The organism is Bordetella trematum (assembly GCF_900078335.1).
In the GTDB taxonomy this organism is placed as follows: Bacteria; Pseudomonadota; Gammaproteobacteria; order Burkholderiales; family Burkholderiaceae_B; genus Bordetella; species Bordetella trematum.
Genome location: NZ_FKBR01000023.1, coordinates 54,288 through 69,668 on the forward strand (window position 1 = coordinate 54,288; position 15,381 = coordinate 69,668).

Consider the following 15,381-nt stretch of genomic DNA (forward strand, 5'->3'; position numbering starts at 1 on the left):
CGGCAGGGACACACAGCCGTCAGGCGACGCAATCGACGTAGTGTGTTGCCTGGCCCTGGGCGTCGCGCAGGGTGACGAAGCCGTGGATGTCGGTGCCGAAGCCCGGCGCATCGCGGTTCAACTCACGCGAGAACCGCAGATAGTCCACGATGCTGCGGGTGAATACCTCGCCCGGGATCAGCAGGGGAATGCCCGGCGGGTAGGGCGTGATGAGGCTGGTTGTGATGCGGCCTTCCAGCTGGTCGATGGGTACGCGCTGGGTGCGTCCGTTGGCGATGCAGGCGTAAGCCTGCCCCGGCGCCATGGCGACTTCGGCCTGGGTGAGATACATGTCGGTCGTCAGCCGGGCGATATCGTGGCGGGCATAAAGCGTGTGCACGTGCTGGCACAGATCGCGCAGGCCCATTTCCTCGTAGCAAGGGTGTTTGCGGCAGAAGTCGGGCAGCACGCGCCACATCGGCGTGTTGCGGCGATAGTCGTCCTTGAATTGCTGCAGCGCCGTCACCAATGAGTTCCAGCGGCCCTTGGTGATGCCGATGGTGAACATGATGAAGAAGCTGTAGAGGCCGGTCTTCTCGATGATGACGCCGTGCTCGGCCAGGAACTTGGTCACGATCGAGGCCGGGATGCCTTGCTCCCCGAAGCGGCCGTCCATGTCCAGCCCAGGAGTGACGATGGTGGCCTTGATCGGATCCAGCATGTTGAATCCAGCTTCCAGCGGCCCGAAACCGTGCCAGGGGGCCGTCTCGCCATGATCGAGCACCCAGCCGGAGGGATCGCCGATGCCTTCGTCGGGCAGGGTCGGCGGCCCCCATACCTGGAACCACCAATCGCCCTCGGCCAGCGGCTCGGCCACTTCGCGCATGGCGCGGCGGAAATCGAGCGCTTCAGCAATGCTCTCCTCGACCAGGGTTCTTCCGCCGGGCGGCTCCATCATCGCCGCCGCGACATCGCAACTGGCGATGATGGCGTATTGCGGTGAGGTGGACGTGTGCATCAGATAGGCTTCGTTGAACAGATGACGGTCGAGCTGGCGGGTGGCGGAGTCCTGCACCAGAATGTGGCTGGCCTGGCTCAGGCCGGCCAGCAGCTTGTGGGTCGACTGGGTCGAGTAGACCAGCGATTCACGCGGGCGCCGCCGCCGTCCGCCGATGGCATGATAAGCGCCATAGAAGGGGTGGAAGGCAGCGTGCGGAATCCAGGCTTCGTCGAAGTGCAGCGCTTGCACATAGCCGTCCAGTGCTGACTTGATGGCTTCCGTGTCATAGAGAATGCCGTCATAGGTCGACTGGGTCAGCACCAGCAGCCTGGGGCGCAGCGTCTCGGCGTCGACATCGGACAGCAGCGGGTGGGCCCGGATCAACTCCTTGATGGCTTGCGGCGAGAAGGCTTCACGCGGGATCGGCCCGATCAGGCCGAGATGGTTGCGTGTGGGACGCAGGAACACCGGAATGGCGCCGGTCAGCACGATGCTGTGCAGGATAGATTTGTGGCAGTTGCGGTCGACCACCACGACATCGCCGGGCGCGACGGCGTGCTGCCACACGATCTTGTTGCTGGTGCTGGTGCCGTTGGTCACGAAAAAGCAGTGGTCGGCATTGAAGATGCGCGCGGCATTGCGTTCGCTGGCGCCGATGGCGCCGCTGTGGTCCAGCAATTGCCCGAGCTCCTCCACCGCGTTGCAGACGTCGGCGCGCAGCATGTTCTCGCCGAAGAACTGATGGAAGACCTGGCCCACCGGGCTTTTCAGGAAGGCCACCCCGCCCGAATGGCCGGGGCAATGCCAGGAATAGGAGCCGTCCTCGGCATAATCGAGCAGGGCTTTGAGAAACGGCGGGCGGATGCCGGCCAGATAGCTGCGCGCTTCGCGGATCAGGTGGCGCGCCACGAACTCCGGGGTGTCCTCGAACATATGCAGCACGCCGTGCAGCTGGCGCAGGATGTCGTTGGGCAGATGCCGCGCGGTCTTGGTTTCGCCATAGACGTAGATCGGCACCTCGGCATTGCGGCGGCGCACTTCCTGGATGAAGCTGCGTATGTTCTGCAGGGCAGGGGCGCTGTCGCCGTCGGCGGTGAATTCCTCGTCGTCGATCGACAGGATGAAGGTGCTGGCCCGGCTTTGCTGTTGGGCGAACTGGCTCAGGTCGTGGTAGCTGGTGGCGCCCAGGACGTCAAAGCCTTCAGCCCGGATCGCTTCAGCGAGAGCTCGGATGCCCAGGCCGGAAGTGTTCTCGGAGCGGAAATCCTCATCGATGATGACGATAGGAAAATGAAATTTCATGCCAGTAGAAAAATCCAGGGAAAGTCAGGCGGGCAGCGGCGCTGCGGCGGCGGGACAGGGCGCTGGCTGGAAAGACGTGCCGATATGCGCTGAAATTTGTCCTCGATCATTATTGTATATGTCATAGGACAAAATTCCATGACAAAAAAACGCCGCCGGCGCAGAGGGTGCGGGGGCGGCGCGAGGAGATGATGCCTGCGTCAGGCCAGGCTGCGCCTCAGATCCAGCGCCAGCCGCTCGCACTGGGCCGGTTCGATGGTCGAGAGAGTCAGGCGCAGCCCGCGCACGGGCTCCTGGACCGAAAAGGCTTCGCCATGGCGCACCAGCCAACCGTGGCGCGCCAACGACAGGGCAACGGCCTGGTCATCGCCGGCTAACGGTACCCACAGGTTCAGGCCGTCGCCGTCGGCGACGCAGGCAATGCCTTGCGCCAGCAATGCGGCTTCGAGCGTCTGGCGGCGCCGGGCGTAGTCCGCCCGGCCCTGGGCGAGCAAGGCCTGGCTTTGCGGCTGGGTGAGCGATATTTCGACGACATCCTGCAGCAGATGGCTCACCCAGCTGGTGCCGCTGGCCAGGCGCAACCTGAGCTGCCGCGAGGTGGCCGGGTCGCTCGCGATGGCGGCGACGCGGATGTCCGGCCCCAGGGCCTTGGTGAGCGAGCGCACCAGCGCCCAGCGTTGCGCGGCGCGCGGCAGCACCGAGTAATAGGGCTTGCTGGAAAGCAGGGAAAAGTGGTCGTCGACGATGACCAGCACATTGGGGTGACGGGCCAGCAGGCGCATCAGTGCGCGGGCGCGCTTCTCGCTCAGGCAGGTGCCGGTCGGGTTGTGCGCGCGCGGCGTGATGATGACAGCCTGGACACCCTTGGCCAGTACGGCCTCCAGCCCTTCGGCGGACATGCCGTGCTCGTCGACCGGCACGCCCACCGGTTGCAGGCCCAGCGTGCGCAAGGTGTTGATGCTGCTCAGGAAGCAGGGGTTCTCGACGGCGATCCGGTCGCCGGCCACCAGGTAGGCGCTGAGCAGGCGTTCGATGGCGTCGACCGCGCCGTGGGCCAGGTCGATCTCGAAACCGGCCGGGCAGTCGGGGGCGAACCAGCCCTGCAGGTAGGTGTGCAGCCCGGGATTGAGCGTGGGCTCGCCGTAAAGGCGCGGGACATAGGGTCGCACCCGCAGCGCCGCATTGGGGTCGGGCAGCCAGGCGGGATTGGGATTGCCGCTGGCCAGGTCGGTCAGCGGGGAGTCGGGCAGGGCGCCTTCCTGTTCGCCGGGTTGGCATTGATCGCGGATCAACGTGCCCAGGCGGCCCTGGGTGACGGCGATGCCTGCCGTCACCAGGCGACGGTAGGCCGCCGCGACGGTATTGCGGTTGACCCCGAGCTCGACGGCCAGATCACGTACCGGAGGCAGCGAGGCGCCGGCAGGCAATTGTTGAGACTGCGCCAGGCCGCGCACGCAGTCGAAGATCTCCGCTGCGGTCTTGCCATGAATTTTCATATTGTCCTAGGCCAGTGGGTGAAATCGGATGAGCCAGTTGGGCCGCGAGCGCCCCAGACCCTTACAGCCCGGATTCTGCCACAGGCGGTTTTCGGGTGGGCAGTGTGGTTGACGCTGTTCCAGCACGGTTATTGCAGCACAAAGACCACATAGGGGTTGTTTTTTATTTAATATGCCAATAGAATTATTGTCATAGGTCAAACACAGATGTGACCTACATGGCGCGGTGGCAGAGTGGCTATGCGTCGGATTGCAAATCCGTTCAGGTTGGTTCGATTCCAGCCCGCGCCTCCATGAAGATTGTGCTGTTTGCCCTGGGCGAGTGTTGGCAGCCGAACCGGATTCGGCCCGCGCCGGGGGGCAATGGCTGTGGCAAGGCCATGGCATGCCTGCCTGTGCGGGGCTGCCGGCCCTGAGGTCGGTCTTCGCCGCGGCGGAGTTGTCGGCGTTGGGCCAACCCCGGCGGGCCTGGGGCCGCGCCGGGTATCGATGTTGCGGTTGCATGCCGCCCCGCTTTCTCTCACTGCAGGAAATCTCTCCCATGTATGACGCCACTGTTTCCCTCGCGGATGCCGATCCGCAATTGGCTGCGGCGTTGCGCGCAGAAGCGCAACGTCAGGAAGATCACGTCGAGCTGATCGCCTCCGAAAACTACGCCAGCCCCCAGGTCATGGCGGTGCAGGACTCGGTCTTTACCAATAAGTATGCCGAGGGCTATCCAGGCCGGCGTTATTACAGTGGTTGCGAGCACGTGGACGTTGCCGAGCAACTGGCCATCGAACGCGCACGCGAGCTTTTTGATTGCGACTACGCCAATGTCCAGCCGCATGCCGGCGCCCAGGCCAATATGGCCGTCTTTCTGGCGCTTACGGAACCGGGCGATACGGTCATGGGGATGAACCTGGCGCAGGGCGGGCACCTGACCCATGGCAACCCGGCCAACTTTTCGGGACGCCTGTATCGCATCATTCCGTATGGCCTGGACCCGGCCAGCGGCCATATCGACTATGACGAGATGGAGCGCATCGCGTTGCAGGCACGTCCGAAACTGCTGATCGGCGGTTTCTCGGCCTACTCGCGTTACAAGGACTGGGCCCGCATGCGTCAGATCGCCGACAAGGCAGGCGCGCTGTTCTGGGTCGACATGGCACACGTGGCCGGCCTGGTGGCCGCCGGCGAGTATCCCGACCCCCTGCCGCACGCGCACGTGGTGACCACGACCACGCACAAGACCTTGCGCGGGCCGCGCGGCGGGCTGATCCTGGCCAAGGGTCAGGACGAGGCGTTCTACAAGAAACTCGATTCTGCCGTGTTCCCGGGCGTGCAGGGCGGGCCTTTGATGCACCAGATCGCAGCCAAGGCGATTGCCTTTCGCGAAGCGCTGCAGCCGGAGTTCAAGACCTACCAGAGGCAGGTCGTGACCAATGCGCGCGCAATGGCCGCCGTGATCCAGCAACGCGGCTATCGCATTGTTTCCGGCGGCACCGACAACCACCTGATGTTGATTGACCTGTCTGCGCAACCGTATACGGGCAAGGAGGCGGACGCGGCCCTGGCGGATGCCTACATCACGGCCAACAAGAACAGCGTGCCGAACGATCCGCGTTCGCCTTTCGTGACTTCGGGGCTGCGCATCGGCACGCCGGCCGTCACCACGCGGGGTTTTGGCGTGTCCGAATGCGAGCAGCTGGCGGGCTGGTTGTGCGATGTGCTGGACGCCCTGGGCAGCGCCGATGCGCAGCGCCAGGGCGCCGTGCGCGATCAGGTGCGCGAGCAGGTGGTGGCCCTTTGCCGCCGGCATCCGGTATACGGCTAAAACGGCCTGGCGCCGGTCCGGCGCCAGGGCAGGCGCCGGACCGGCGTTTCGTGACCGGGCGTCCGCCCTGTGCCTGTTGCGCCGCTGAAGCGTCGAGTGTGGATTTGTCCTGTGGCAGAATCAGCATTGGCCTCTGACGTCAGTAGGTGTCGGTCGGGGCCTTTTGCTCGGGAGTGCTGCACATGCGTGAAGATCTGCACCAGGCCAATCGCCGGTCATGGAACGCCGCTACGGTGGCGCACAACAGTCACAAAGGCGATCAGGCTGCTTTTTTCCTCGCGGGCGGCAGCACCCTGTTTCCGGAGGAGCGTCAGTTGTTGGGTGATGTCGCGGGCCGGGACCTGTTGCATCTGCAGTGCAACGCCGGCCAGGACAGTTTGAGCCTGGCGCAGTTGGGCGCACGGGTCACCGGCGTGGACATTTCCGACGAAGCCATCGCGTTTGCGCAGCAGCTCTCGCGCGACAGCGGCGTGGCCGCGAGGTTTGAACGTGCCGACCTGTACGCCTGGTTCGAGCGCGCTCAGGCGCAGGGCCGGCAGTTCGATCTGGTGTTCGCTTCGTATGGCACGATTTGTTGGCTGTCCGACCTGGACGGATGGGCGCGCGGCATTGCGCAGGTGCTGCGGCCGGGCGGGCGCTTCGTATTCGTCGAGTATCACCCGGCGGGCCTGATTTTCGACCAGCAATGGCAGCCCCGCTACGATTATTTCAACCGCGAGCCGCTGGCTGAAGGCGGCGTCGGGGACTACGTGGCCGAGACCCACGGCGATCTCGCGCTCGATGGTTATGAAACGGGCGTGAGGGATTTCGTGAACCCGCATCCTTCCTATGAGTTCACCTGGGGCCTGGGGCAGGTGGTCGGCGCGTTGCTTGCCGCCGGCCTGACGCTGGAACATCTGGAGGAATATCCCTATGCCAATGGCTGGCGTGCCTTCGACCGCATGCAGGTACTGGAGGGCCGGCGTTTCGCGCCGCCCGAAGACATGCCTGGCGTGCCGCTCATGTATGCCCTGGCAGCACGCAGCTAGCGCGCCCCGTCCGGGCGCGCCGCTCTGAGCATGGCCTCCACGGACCTGCGGCTCCATGCCTGTGCCTTGCCCGGGGTGGAGGCGGCCAGCGCGGATACCGCCTTTGCCTTCGCCCGCCATACCCATGACCAGTTCGGCGTGGGGGTGATCGATCGTGGCGCCCAGCGTTCAGCCAGCGGCCGGGGGCGGGTCGAGGCCGGTCCCGGTTGCGTGATCACGGTCAACCCGGGCGAAGTGCATGACGGCGCCCCCCTGGATGGGGCGCCTCGTGCCTGGCGCATGCTGTATATCGATCCGGCGGTGGTGGCAGGGCTGGCCGCTGAACTGGCCCCGCAACAGCCGGGCAATGCCCTGGAGTTTCCCGAACCGGTGCTGCACGATGCGCGTGCGGCAAGCGGTTTCGATAGCGCCTTCAGGGCCTTGACCTCCGCGGGCGCGTCGGAAGGATTGGCGCAGGAGCAAGGGCTTTGGCTGCTGCTGGGCAGCCTTCTGGGCGGGTCTGAGCCCCTGTCCGGGGCGATTCCTGCGGCCTTGCGCCATGCCCGCCAGTGCCTGGACGATTGCCCGCAGGCTCCGCTTACCCTGACCGAGTTGGCCGAGCTGGCCGGTCTGAGCCGGTATCACTTTCTGCGCGTCTTCAGTCGCGCCACGGGCCTGACGCCCCATGCCTATCTATTGCAGCGCCGGATCCAGCGGGCGCGCCGTCTGATCCGCGAGGGCCGCAGTTTGAGCCAGGCGGCGCAGGACAGCGGCTTCTCCGATCAAAGTCATATGACCCGTGTCTTCGTGCGCAGCTTCGGTGTGACACCGGGCGCCTATGCCCGTGCCATGGGGCGTCGCGAACGCTAGGGCCATTTCTGCCGGGGAATGGTGCAGGTTGCCCGTTGCGCGTTGCCCGTTGCACTGCGCCGGTTGCACTGTGCCCGTTGCACTGCGCCCGTTGCACGCCGCCAGTTGCACTGCGCCAGCAATTTCTTTCAAGACTGGGTGGGGGGGGGAGCCGACACTGGTGCTTTTCCGATGGAAAACGGGGGAGCGATGCGCGGGCTGGGGAAGGTGGCGGTGGGCGGGGTGGCGCGATGACCGGGGCGTTCTGGGTGGCCAGTCTGGTGGTGGTGGTTTCGCCGGGTGCGGGGTCTTTGCTGACGTTGGCCGCCGGCCTGGGGCAGGGGCGGCGTGCAGCGGTGGTGTGCGCTTTCGGCTGCACCTTGGGAACCCTGCCGCATGCCCTGGCGGCGACCACGGGGGCGGCGGCTGTGCTGGCGGCGAGTCCGCGCGCATACGAAGGACTGTTGCTGGCCGGCGCGGCCTATTTCTTCTATCTGGCCTGGGCCATCCTGCGTCAGCGCGGGATGCTCGACCTCACGGGCCGGGTGCAGCCCGGATGGCAGGTCTTGTTGCAGGCGATCGGCCTGAATCTGTTGAATCCCAAGTTGTCTTTGTTCTTCCTGGCTTTTCTGCCCCAGTTCGTGCGCCCCGACGGGCCGGGATGGCTGGCACAGATGCTGCAGCTGTCGCTGGCCTTCATGGGGCTGACCTTCGTGGTCTTCGTGGGCTACGGCCTGACCGCGGCGCATTTGCGCGACCGGGTGCTGGGCCGCCCGGCCGTGCAGCAGGGCCTGCGCTATGGTTTTTCCCTGGCGTTCGCGGGGCTGGGCTTGATGATGCTGCGCCAGCTGGGATAAGGGCTAGGCCAGATTGCGCAGGGCGCGCTGACAGATGCGTCGGGTGGCTTCGTTGCCGGGGGCCTGTTGCTGCCAGCGTGCGCACAGGGCGCGCACCCAGTCGCCCTGATCCTTGCCGGCATCGTTGAGCCAGTTGGCGACCGAATCCTGTACATAAACAGCCGGGTCGGCGCGCAAGGCCTGCAGGATCGGCAGGGCGAGCGCCGGGTCCCGCTTGAGGGCGGCAAGGTGGGCGCACCAGACCCCGCGCGGGCGCAGCGCTTCACAGGCGAAGCGCCGTTGCCGCTCGGATGGCGAAGCGGTCCAGGGCGTGAGCTGGGCGATGGCCTCGTCGAGCTGGCCGGCCAACGCCGGGCGCAGCGCCATCCAGGCCCATTCCCGCACGCCGAAGTGTTCGTCATCGGCCAGCGGGGCGATGGCATGCAGGCGCGCTTGCAGGGAAAGGTCAGGCGCCGCGCCGATCATGAAGCAGGCCCAGCCGCGTACGGTGTCGGCCGCATGGTCGCGGCAGCGCGCCAGGCCGGCCGGGCCGCAGGCGTTCCACAGTAACTGGCCGATAGTGGCCATGCGCTTGAGAATGCCCTGCCGGCAGGCCGCATCGGCCAGCGCCAGCGTCCCGGCTGGCAGCTCGGGGAACACCCGACGCAGCAGTCGGGCCTGGTCCACGGCCAGGCATTCGGTCAGGGTGAGGCCGGAAATCTCTCCCAGCGACAGGCGTTCAAGCACGTCGGGAGGAATGTCGGCGGCGCGTGAAGCGCCCTTGCGGCTGGAGGGTGTCATGGCGATGGCAGGCCCTGGCGGGCTTTGGTCAGAAGTCGGGTGAGTTGCCGGCGTTCGGCGGCGTCCAGGTGCTTGAACAGGCCGGCCATCCAGGCGTTGTGCTCCGCGAACACCTGACGCGCCAGCTGGCGTCCGGCGCGCGTGAGCACGACACGCCGGGCGCGCCGGTCGCGAGGGTCGGCCTGGCGTTCGATCAGGGCGTCGGCCTGCAGGCCGTCGAGCAGGCCGGTAACGGTGGCGCGACTGACGCCGGCCTGGCTGGCCAGCGCATGGGGCGCGAGGCCATCGGGCGCGGCCTCCAGCAGGAACAGCAGGATGTAGCGCCCTTCCGACAGGCCATGGACGGCCAGCCGCGCGGCGCAATCGCGGTCGATGGCGGCCGCCAATGAGAGGGTCTGCAGGCACAGGCGCATGTCGTCCAGGCCGTCTTGTTCCTGCCGCTCGGCCTGTTGCAGCAAGGCGCGATATTTCTGTTCCACTATTTAATATGCCGGCAGATGATATGGTGGCTAATTATATGTCGGAAAAGCGGCCGCCCCGATGGGCGGCCCGTCGCACCGTGGGCCGACGCTGGCGTCAGGATTCCAGGTAGTGACCGCGCAGCGCGTCCAGATCGACGCCCATGACGTCGCGCAGATAGGGTTCCATGCCGCCGCAGGCTGCCTCGATGGCCAGACCGGCTGTCTCCAGATAGGCGGGGGAGACTTCCAGCAGCGGCATCATCACTTCGGTGGGGATGCCGTTGGCGAAAGACTTGGGCAGCACATCCTGGAACAGCCGGCTGTTCAGGCGATTGGACGTGAGGTAGTCGCTCAGGATGTCGGGCCAGGATACGCCCAGCGCGCTCAGCAGCAGCATGGCGGCGAAACCGGTCCGGTCCTTGCCGGCCGTGCAATGGAACAGCAGGGTCTGGCCGGTCGCGGCCTGCTTGAGAAAGGCCGCGAAGGGTTCCTGATAGCGGGTCGGAAAGCTGCGATAGACATCGGTCATCATGGCGGTGCTGAAGTCCGGCGTGGCGTGCCGCAACTTCGGCAGCAGGGTATCGACCTGAATGTTGCCGTCGAGCACCGGCATCGGTATCCAGTTGAAATGGCGCGCGAAGGTGCCGTCGTCCTGGCTTTTTTCCGGGGCGCTGCGGAAGTCGATCACCGCATCCAGGCCGAGTTCCTCCAGGCGCTGGATGTCGGCGCTGCTGGCGCGCGCGGGGTTGCCGCTGCGAAAGAGTTTGCCGCTGCGCACACGCTTGCCTTGTGCGCCGATCAGGCCACCGAGATCCCGGGCGTTGTAGACGCCGTCCAGCTGCAGCACCGATTGAACGGCGGGGGCGGGGCTTGCCTTGCGCATGAGGTCTTGCTCCTGTCTGTGCCACGAGGGCGTGGTGAACGCGCCCCGGCATCAGGCGCCAGGGCGGCGATGGGCGGCCTGGCATGGACAAGGCCGTCTTCCTGTGAACAAGCGCCTTGAATATAGAGCATTTCCGCGCAAGCGCCGGATCAGGCGGGCCCGGCCGCGATCCGCTGCTGCAATCCTGCGATGAAAAGGTCCAGCCCGATGTCGAAACGGCTGTCGAAATCCTGGGAGAACAGCGTCTCGCGCGCTTGCCAGTTGTGCGGGTAAGCGCCCTGCGCGGTGGTCAGGAAGTGGCGTTGCCGGGCAGCGAGGTCCTGGTTGCTGCCGGGCCCCAACGCCTGCTCTTCCATGACCAGCCCCAGCACGTAGTAGGTCAGGCTGAAGCTGGCGGTGGCGGCCAGCGAAGGGCTGGCGCCAGCCTGGATGCAGGCACCGATCAGGGCCTCGCTGGTGCGCATGACGTTGTCGGTGACCACATAGGTGCCGGCGAACACGCGTGCGCCATCGCGGTGACGCTTGAGCGCCTGGCGCAACTCGGCGGCGATACTGCGCAGGCGCTGCGCCCAGCTTTGTCCGCCCGGCGGCTGGCGGGCGACCTGGTCCAGCAGGGCGTCGGCCATACCGTCGATCAGCGCCTGTTTGTTCTCGAAGTGCCAATAGAGCGACGGCGCCTGGATTTGCAACGCCAGGGCGAGCTTGCGCATGGTCAGGCCTTCGAGACCTTCCTGGTCCAGCAAGGTCAGTGCGGTCTGAATGACTCGTTCGCGCTGGATTTTCGGAGCGTTCACAAAGAGACATCCTGTTCAGGTTGAAATCTAACGTCGTTAGGTTATCATTCTGTCAGACTAACAGTGTTAGGTTGATGGAATGAAAAAACCATGGATCCTTGCCACGACACTGGGATGCTGCCTGGTGCTGGCGGGATGCGCCGATATGCAAGGCCTGGATCAGATGCCGCGCGCACGGACTCACTCGCCGCAAGACTATGGCGCCACCCCGGTGCAGTGGCCGGGCCTGTTTCACCCGGGCGCGCGATACGAGGATCCGGCGCTCGACGCCTTGCTCTCCGAGGCTTTGGAAGGCAACCCGGACTTGTCGCAGGCGCGTGACAGATTGATGCAGGCGCAGGCCTATGCCGAAGAGGCGGGCGCGGCGAGACTGCCGACGTTGAATCTGGAAGGCAGCGCCCAGGCGCGTCGTTATGCGGCCGAGTACGATGCGGGCCCGCCGCTGGCCGGCGCCCACGGCATGGCCGCAGTCCTGGGCGTGCAGGCCGGCTACACCTTCGATTTCTGGGGTGGGCAGCGCGCGGCCATGCGCGCGGCGTTGGGCGAGGCGGCGGCGGCCGAAGGTGAGTGGCGTGCAGCGCGGTTGCTGCTGGTCTGCCGGCTGCAGCGTGGCTGGTTCGAGCTGGCCGGCCTGCTGGTTGCGCAGACGCAGACCCGCGAAGGTCTGGAATTGCGGCGTCAAACCCTGGAGCTGGTACGCATGCGTCGCGCCGCCGGCCTGGACACGGATGTCCAGGTAGCGCAGGCGCGCGCCGATGTCAGCGCTTCGCTGCGCGAAGGAGCGGCGCTGGCGCAGCAGATCGGTTTGCAGCGTCATGCCCTGGCCGCCCTGGCAGGCTTGCCGCTACATCGCCTGGCGCATGCCGCGCCGGCCCTGCCGCAGCCGTTGGCGCTTGCGCTGCCGCCTGCCTTGCCTGCCGAACTGATCGCGCAGCGCCCGGAAGTCGTGGCGGCGCGTTGGCGGGTCGAGGCGGCCGGCCAGCGCATGCAGGCGGCCAAGGCCGCTTTCTATCCGAATATCGACCTGCGCTTGTTTGCCGGCCTGGCGAGGCAGAGCGCCACGTTCGGGCTGCGGGACTGGCTGCATGCCGGCAGCCGGCAATATGGAATCGAGCCCGCCATCAGCCTGCCATTGTTTGATGGCGGCCGTCTGCGCGCCCGCTGGAAGGGGCGGGCCGCGCAATTCGATGAGGCCGTGCATGGCTACAACCAGGCTCTGCTGGTCGCTGTGCGCGACGTCGCCGACCAGGTGCTTTCTCTGCAGGCGCTGGCGACGCAGCGTGCCGAGCAAGGGCGCAGTCTGCAAGCCCGTCAGCGCGCCTTTGCGTTGGCTCGCGCGCAATACCAGGCCGGATTGGCCGATTACCTGACCGTGCTGACAGCCCAGGACGCCTTGTTACGCGACCGCCGCCTGGCTCTGGATCTGCAAATCCAGACGGTGACGCGACGGGTCGAGCTGGAGCGCGCCCTAGGCGGCAGCCTGATCGCAGCGGCCCCTGAAAACAGGAAGGAGAACAAGCATGACGACTGACGCCATCCTCGCCTCGCGCCGTGGGCTGATGTTGCGACTGGCCCCGTGGCTGGCCTGCCTGGCGGTGCTCGGGCTGGTTGTGCTGGCCACCACGCAATGGCGCCATTGGGTGAGCGCCCGCGCCATCCAGACGACGGAGAACGCCTTCGTCGAGGCGGATACCGCCGTGCTCAGCGCACGCATCGGCGGCCACATTCAGGCCTTGCCGGTCGATGACTATCAAGCGGTGCGGGCCGGCGAAGTGATCGCGCGCATCGACCCGGCCGACGCGCGCTGGCGCGAGAAGGCGGCGCGGGCAGCCTTGTCCAAAGCCCAGGCGCATCTGGACAATCTGGACAATGAGATCGCCGAGCAGCGCGCCAACGTGGCCCTGGCCGAGGCGAACCTGCGTGCAGCCGAGGTTCGGATAGGCCAGCATCGGCGCAACCCGGCCCGGCAGGCGGCCCTGGTCGAACAAGGGGCCCTGTCGCGTCAGCACTACGAGAGTGCGCAGGCCGACCTGGATCATGCCGTCAGCATGCGCGATGCGGCTCGTGCCCAGGCTGCGCTGGCAGCCCGCCGCATCGATGTGCTGGAGGGCGGACGCGCCGGGCGTGCCGCCGAGCGCGAGGCCGCGGCTGCCGAGCTCGATGGCGCACGTCGTGACCTGGCGTACACCCGCATCACAGCGCCGTTTGACGGGGTGCTGGGAAAGCGCCATGTGCAGCGGGGCAGCCTGGTGGCGAGCGGCAGCCAGATCGTTTCCATCGTGCCGCAACACGCCGCCTATGTGATCGCCAACTACAAGGAGACGCAACTCGCGCGGGTGCAGGCGGGCTTGCCCGCGAGGGTGCGTGTCGACGGCCTGCCTGGCGTACGGCTGCGCGGACGGGTCGAGGAGATCGCACCCATGAGCGGAGCGAAATCGGCGCTGCTGCCTGCCGAGAATGCCTCCGGCAATTTCACCAAGGTGGTGCAGCGGATTCCGGTCCGTATCGCCTTCGAGCCGGGGCAGCCGGCCTTGCAGCGGCTGCGGCCGGGCATGTCGGTGCAAGTCGAGATCGACACTCGTGCCGTTCCCGTTGACGATGAGGCGGTTCGACCTGAGGCGCGGCCATGAGCGTTCGCCTGCCTGCCTGGTTGCGCAACGCGGAGCAGCCGCGTCCCCTGTTGACCGTGGGCGCGATCTTCCTGGGCGCGCTGTTGACGACCTTGCAAGGACGGCTGTTCTCGGCCGCGCTGCCGGATCTGCGCGGCCATTTCGGCCTGGACGTATTGCAGGCGGCTGGATTGGGGACGGCCTTGAACGCCGCCCAGCTTCTGACCATGCCGGTCGTGCCATGGCTTGCCACGGTGGCAGGGCCGGCGCGCGTTCTACTCTGGCCCAGCCTGGCGCTGGGCGGCCTGGGCTGGCTGATACCGCTGGCCCAGCATCATTATCCGGCCTTGCTGGTTATGCATGCGATGGCCGGCCTGTGCCTGGGCGTGTATCTGCCGCTGACGATTTCGCTGGCATTGCGCAGCCTGAGGCCGCAGTGGTGGCTGCTGATCATGGCCGCCTATAGTCTGCGCGTGTCTGCGGGCATGGATGCCGGGCTGGGAGCATCGGCGCTGCTGGTCGAGGAGTTCGATTGGCGGGCGATCTATTGGACGGCGGGCGTGGCCGGGCCGTTGCTCGCCTGGCTGACCTGGAAGGCCCTGCCATGGGGAGAGGTGGACCGACAGCGCCTGGATCAGGCGGATTGGGCAGGCATGGCAATGTTCTGCCTCGGGTTGGTGCTCCTCTTTGTGGGGGTGGAGGGGGCGGAGCGGCTTGGATGGCAGGACTCGGGGCTGGTGGTCGCTTGCCTGGCGGGGGGCGGGGCGTTGTTCGTGCTGGCCATCTGGCGCGCGGCCGGCCAGCAGGCGCGCTTCGGGACTCTCGTGCCTTTGGGCAGCCGCAATATTGGTTTGTGTCTGGCGATTGCCTGCCTGTTTGGCATCCTGATGACGCCCACGGCTTTTCTGGTGCCCAACTTTTTGGCGCAGATGGGCGCGCTCAAGCCCATGCAGACCAGCACCGCGACACTGACGGCATTTGCCGCCTATGTCGCCGCCACGCCGTTGGCGATCTACCTGGGACGCAGGCTGGAGCCGCGCCTGATGATGGTGGCGGGCCTGAGCCTGATCGCCCTGTCGGCATGGTGGGGCACGCAATTGAGCCATGATTGGCGCGCTGACCAGTTTACCGGCCTGCTGATGCTGCAATCATTGGGCGAGAGCATCATGCTGCTGGGCCTGATCGCGGCATTCGTGACGAATCTGAATCCGGCCCACGGCGTGGCACTGGGCGCTTACGTCCCGATTGCGAGAGTACTCACGCCAGTGCTGGCCGGCACGGTAATGGCCACCTGGCTGCGCATGAGCGGCGACGCGGGCTACGCCGCGCTGGCGGCCCATGTGATGGCCGGCGAGCCAGTCGCCGGCGCCCGGGGCGCCGCCGATCCGGGCGCGTTGGCGCGCATGCTTTTGCGCGAGTCCCAGGTGTTGGCGCATATCGACGGGTTTCATCTGGTGTTCTGGACCAGCGTCCTGGCTCTGGTGCTGGCTGCCTGCCTGAAGTCTTCGCCACCCAATCCGATCGCCCCGCCGCGGCTGCCCTGACGCG

Annotated in this window: 13 protein-coding genes and 1 tRNA gene; 8 read left to right on the plus strand and 6 right to left on the minus strand. The window is 66.5% G+C overall.

The window, feature by feature from the left end:
* Positions 1-19: 19 nt before the first annotated feature.
* Positions 20-2,281, minus strand: a complete 2,262-nt coding sequence (locus tag A7V84_RS11850) for an arginine/lysine/ornithine decarboxylase (protein WP_025517286.1) — start codon at positions 2,279-2,281, stop codon at positions 20-22.
* A gap of 200 nt (positions 2,282-2,481) precedes the next feature.
* A complete protein-coding gene (ptsJ, locus tag A7V84_RS11855; RefSeq protein WP_033534035.1) occupies positions 2,482-3,777 on the minus strand; it encodes a MocR-like B6 salvage transcription factor PtsJ in 1,296 nt (431 codons plus the stop codon).
* Between the two features lie 220 nt (positions 3,778-3,997).
* Here ptsJ and A7V84_RS11860 point away from each other — a divergent pair.
* The 5 genes from A7V84_RS11860 (at position 3,998) to A7V84_RS11880 (ending at position 8,306) form a co-directional block, all read left to right on the plus strand.
* Positions 3,998-4,071 (plus strand) — tRNA-Cys (locus A7V84_RS11860).
* 247 nt (positions 4,072-4,318) lie between these two features.
* Positions 4,319-5,593: a serine hydroxymethyltransferase gene (glyA, locus tag A7V84_RS11865; RefSeq protein WP_025517283.1), complete on the plus strand. Its 1,275-nt coding sequence runs from the start codon at positions 4,319-4,321 to the stop codon at positions 5,591-5,593.
* 182 nt (positions 5,594-5,775) lie between these two features.
* A complete protein-coding gene (locus tag A7V84_RS11870) occupies positions 5,776-6,621 on the plus strand; it encodes a class I SAM-dependent methyltransferase (RefSeq protein WP_033534036.1) in 846 nt (281 codons plus the stop codon).
* 30 nt (positions 6,622-6,651) lie between these two features.
* The gene (locus A7V84_RS11875; protein WP_063492139.1) at positions 6,652-7,470 is read left to right on the plus strand and encodes an AraC family transcriptional regulator; all 819 of its coding nucleotides are present in this window, start codon (positions 6,652-6,654) and stop codon (positions 7,468-7,470) included.
* A 230-nt stretch (positions 7,471-7,700) separates the two neighbouring features.
* Complete coding sequence (locus A7V84_RS11880) at positions 7,701-8,306, plus strand: LysE family translocator (protein WP_063492140.1); 606 nt, start codon at positions 7,701-7,703, stop codon at positions 8,304-8,306.
* Positions 8,307-8,309: 3 nt separating this feature from the next.
* Here the strand turns inward: A7V84_RS11880 and A7V84_RS11885 are convergent, their stop codons facing one another.
* The 4 genes from A7V84_RS11885 to A7V84_RS11900 form a co-directional block, all read right to left on the minus strand.
* Positions 8,310-9,086, minus strand: coding sequence for a DNA alkylation repair protein (locus A7V84_RS11885; RefSeq protein WP_063492141.1), 777 nt, complete (start codon positions 9,084-9,086; stop codon positions 8,310-8,312).
* Positions 9,083-9,568: a MarR family winged helix-turn-helix transcriptional regulator gene (locus tag A7V84_RS11890; protein ID WP_025517275.1), complete on the minus strand. Its 486-nt coding sequence runs from the start codon at positions 9,566-9,568 to the stop codon at positions 9,083-9,085. The genes A7V84_RS11885 and A7V84_RS11890 overlap by 4 nt, the downstream gene beginning before the upstream one ends.
* Before the next feature lie 94 nt (positions 9,569-9,662).
* Positions 9,663-10,430, minus strand: a complete 768-nt coding sequence (locus A7V84_RS11895; RefSeq protein ID WP_025517273.1) for a tyrosine-protein phosphatase — start codon at positions 10,428-10,430, stop codon at positions 9,663-9,665.
* A gap of 149 nt (positions 10,431-10,579) precedes the next feature.
* A complete protein-coding gene (locus A7V84_RS11900) occupies positions 10,580-11,224 on the minus strand; it encodes a TetR/AcrR family transcriptional regulator C-terminal domain-containing protein (RefSeq protein WP_063492142.1) in 645 nt (214 codons plus the stop codon).
* A gap of 79 nt (positions 11,225-11,303) precedes the next feature.
* Here A7V84_RS11900 and A7V84_RS11905 point away from each other — a divergent pair, with 79 nt between their 5' ends.
* From A7V84_RS11905 to A7V84_RS11915, 3 genes are read left to right on the plus strand one after another with little or no spacing between them, the layout of a single operon-like run.
* Entirely contained in the window at positions 11,304-12,755 is a 1,452-nt protein-coding gene (locus tag A7V84_RS11905) for an efflux transporter outer membrane subunit (protein WP_063492143.1), read from the plus strand.
* Complete coding sequence (locus A7V84_RS11910; RefSeq protein WP_082833016.1) at positions 12,745-13,854, plus strand: HlyD family secretion protein; 1,110 nt, start codon at positions 12,745-12,747, stop codon at positions 13,852-13,854. The genes A7V84_RS11905 and A7V84_RS11910 overlap by 11 nt, the downstream gene beginning before the upstream one ends.
* Positions 13,851-15,377: an MFS transporter gene (locus tag A7V84_RS11915; protein WP_063492144.1), complete on the plus strand. Its 1,527-nt coding sequence runs from the start codon at positions 13,851-13,853 to the stop codon at positions 15,375-15,377. The genes A7V84_RS11910 and A7V84_RS11915 overlap by 4 nt, the downstream gene beginning before the upstream one ends.
* Positions 15,378-15,381: the final 4 nt, after the last annotated feature.

What these genes read in the sequence shown, in the direction of transcription:
- A7V84_RS11850 (WP_025517286.1), bottom strand. Translation starts at nt 2,281, where the DNA reads ATGAAATTTCATTTTCCTATCGTCATCATCGATGAGGATTTCCGCTCC.
- ptsJ (WP_033534035.1), bottom strand. Translation starts at nt 3,777, where the DNA reads ATGAAAATTCATGGCAAGACCGCAGCGGAGATCTTCGACTGCGTGCGC.
- glyA (WP_025517283.1), top strand. Translation starts at nt 4,319, where the DNA reads ATGTATGACGCCACTGTTTCCCTCGCGGATGCCGATCCGCAATTGGCT.
- A7V84_RS11870 (WP_033534036.1), top strand. Translation starts at nt 5,776, where the DNA reads ATGCGTGAAGATCTGCACCAGGCCAATCGCCGGTCATGGAACGCCGCT.
- A7V84_RS11875 (WP_063492139.1), top strand. Translation starts at nt 6,652, where the DNA reads ATGGCCTCCACGGACCTGCGGCTCCATGCCTGTGCCTTGCCCGGGGTG.
- A7V84_RS11880 (WP_063492140.1), top strand. Translation starts at nt 7,701, where the DNA reads ATGACCGGGGCGTTCTGGGTGGCCAGTCTGGTGGTGGTGGTTTCGCCG.
- A7V84_RS11885 (WP_063492141.1), bottom strand. Translation starts at nt 9,086, where the DNA reads ATGACACCCTCCAGCCGCAAGGGCGCTTCACGCGCCGCCGACATTCCT.
- A7V84_RS11895 (WP_025517273.1), bottom strand. Translation starts at nt 10,430, where the DNA reads ATGCGCAAGGCAAGCCCCGCCCCCGCCGTTCAATCGGTGCTGCAGCTG.
- A7V84_RS11905 (WP_063492143.1), top strand. Translation starts at nt 11,304, where the DNA reads ATGAAAAAACCATGGATCCTTGCCACGACACTGGGATGCTGCCTGGTG.
- A7V84_RS11910 (WP_082833016.1), top strand. Translation starts at nt 12,745, where the DNA reads ATGACGACTGACGCCATCCTCGCCTCGCGCCGTGGGCTGATGTTGCGA.
- A7V84_RS11915 (WP_063492144.1), top strand. Translation starts at nt 13,851, where the DNA reads ATGAGCGTTCGCCTGCCTGCCTGGTTGCGCAACGCGGAGCAGCCGCGT.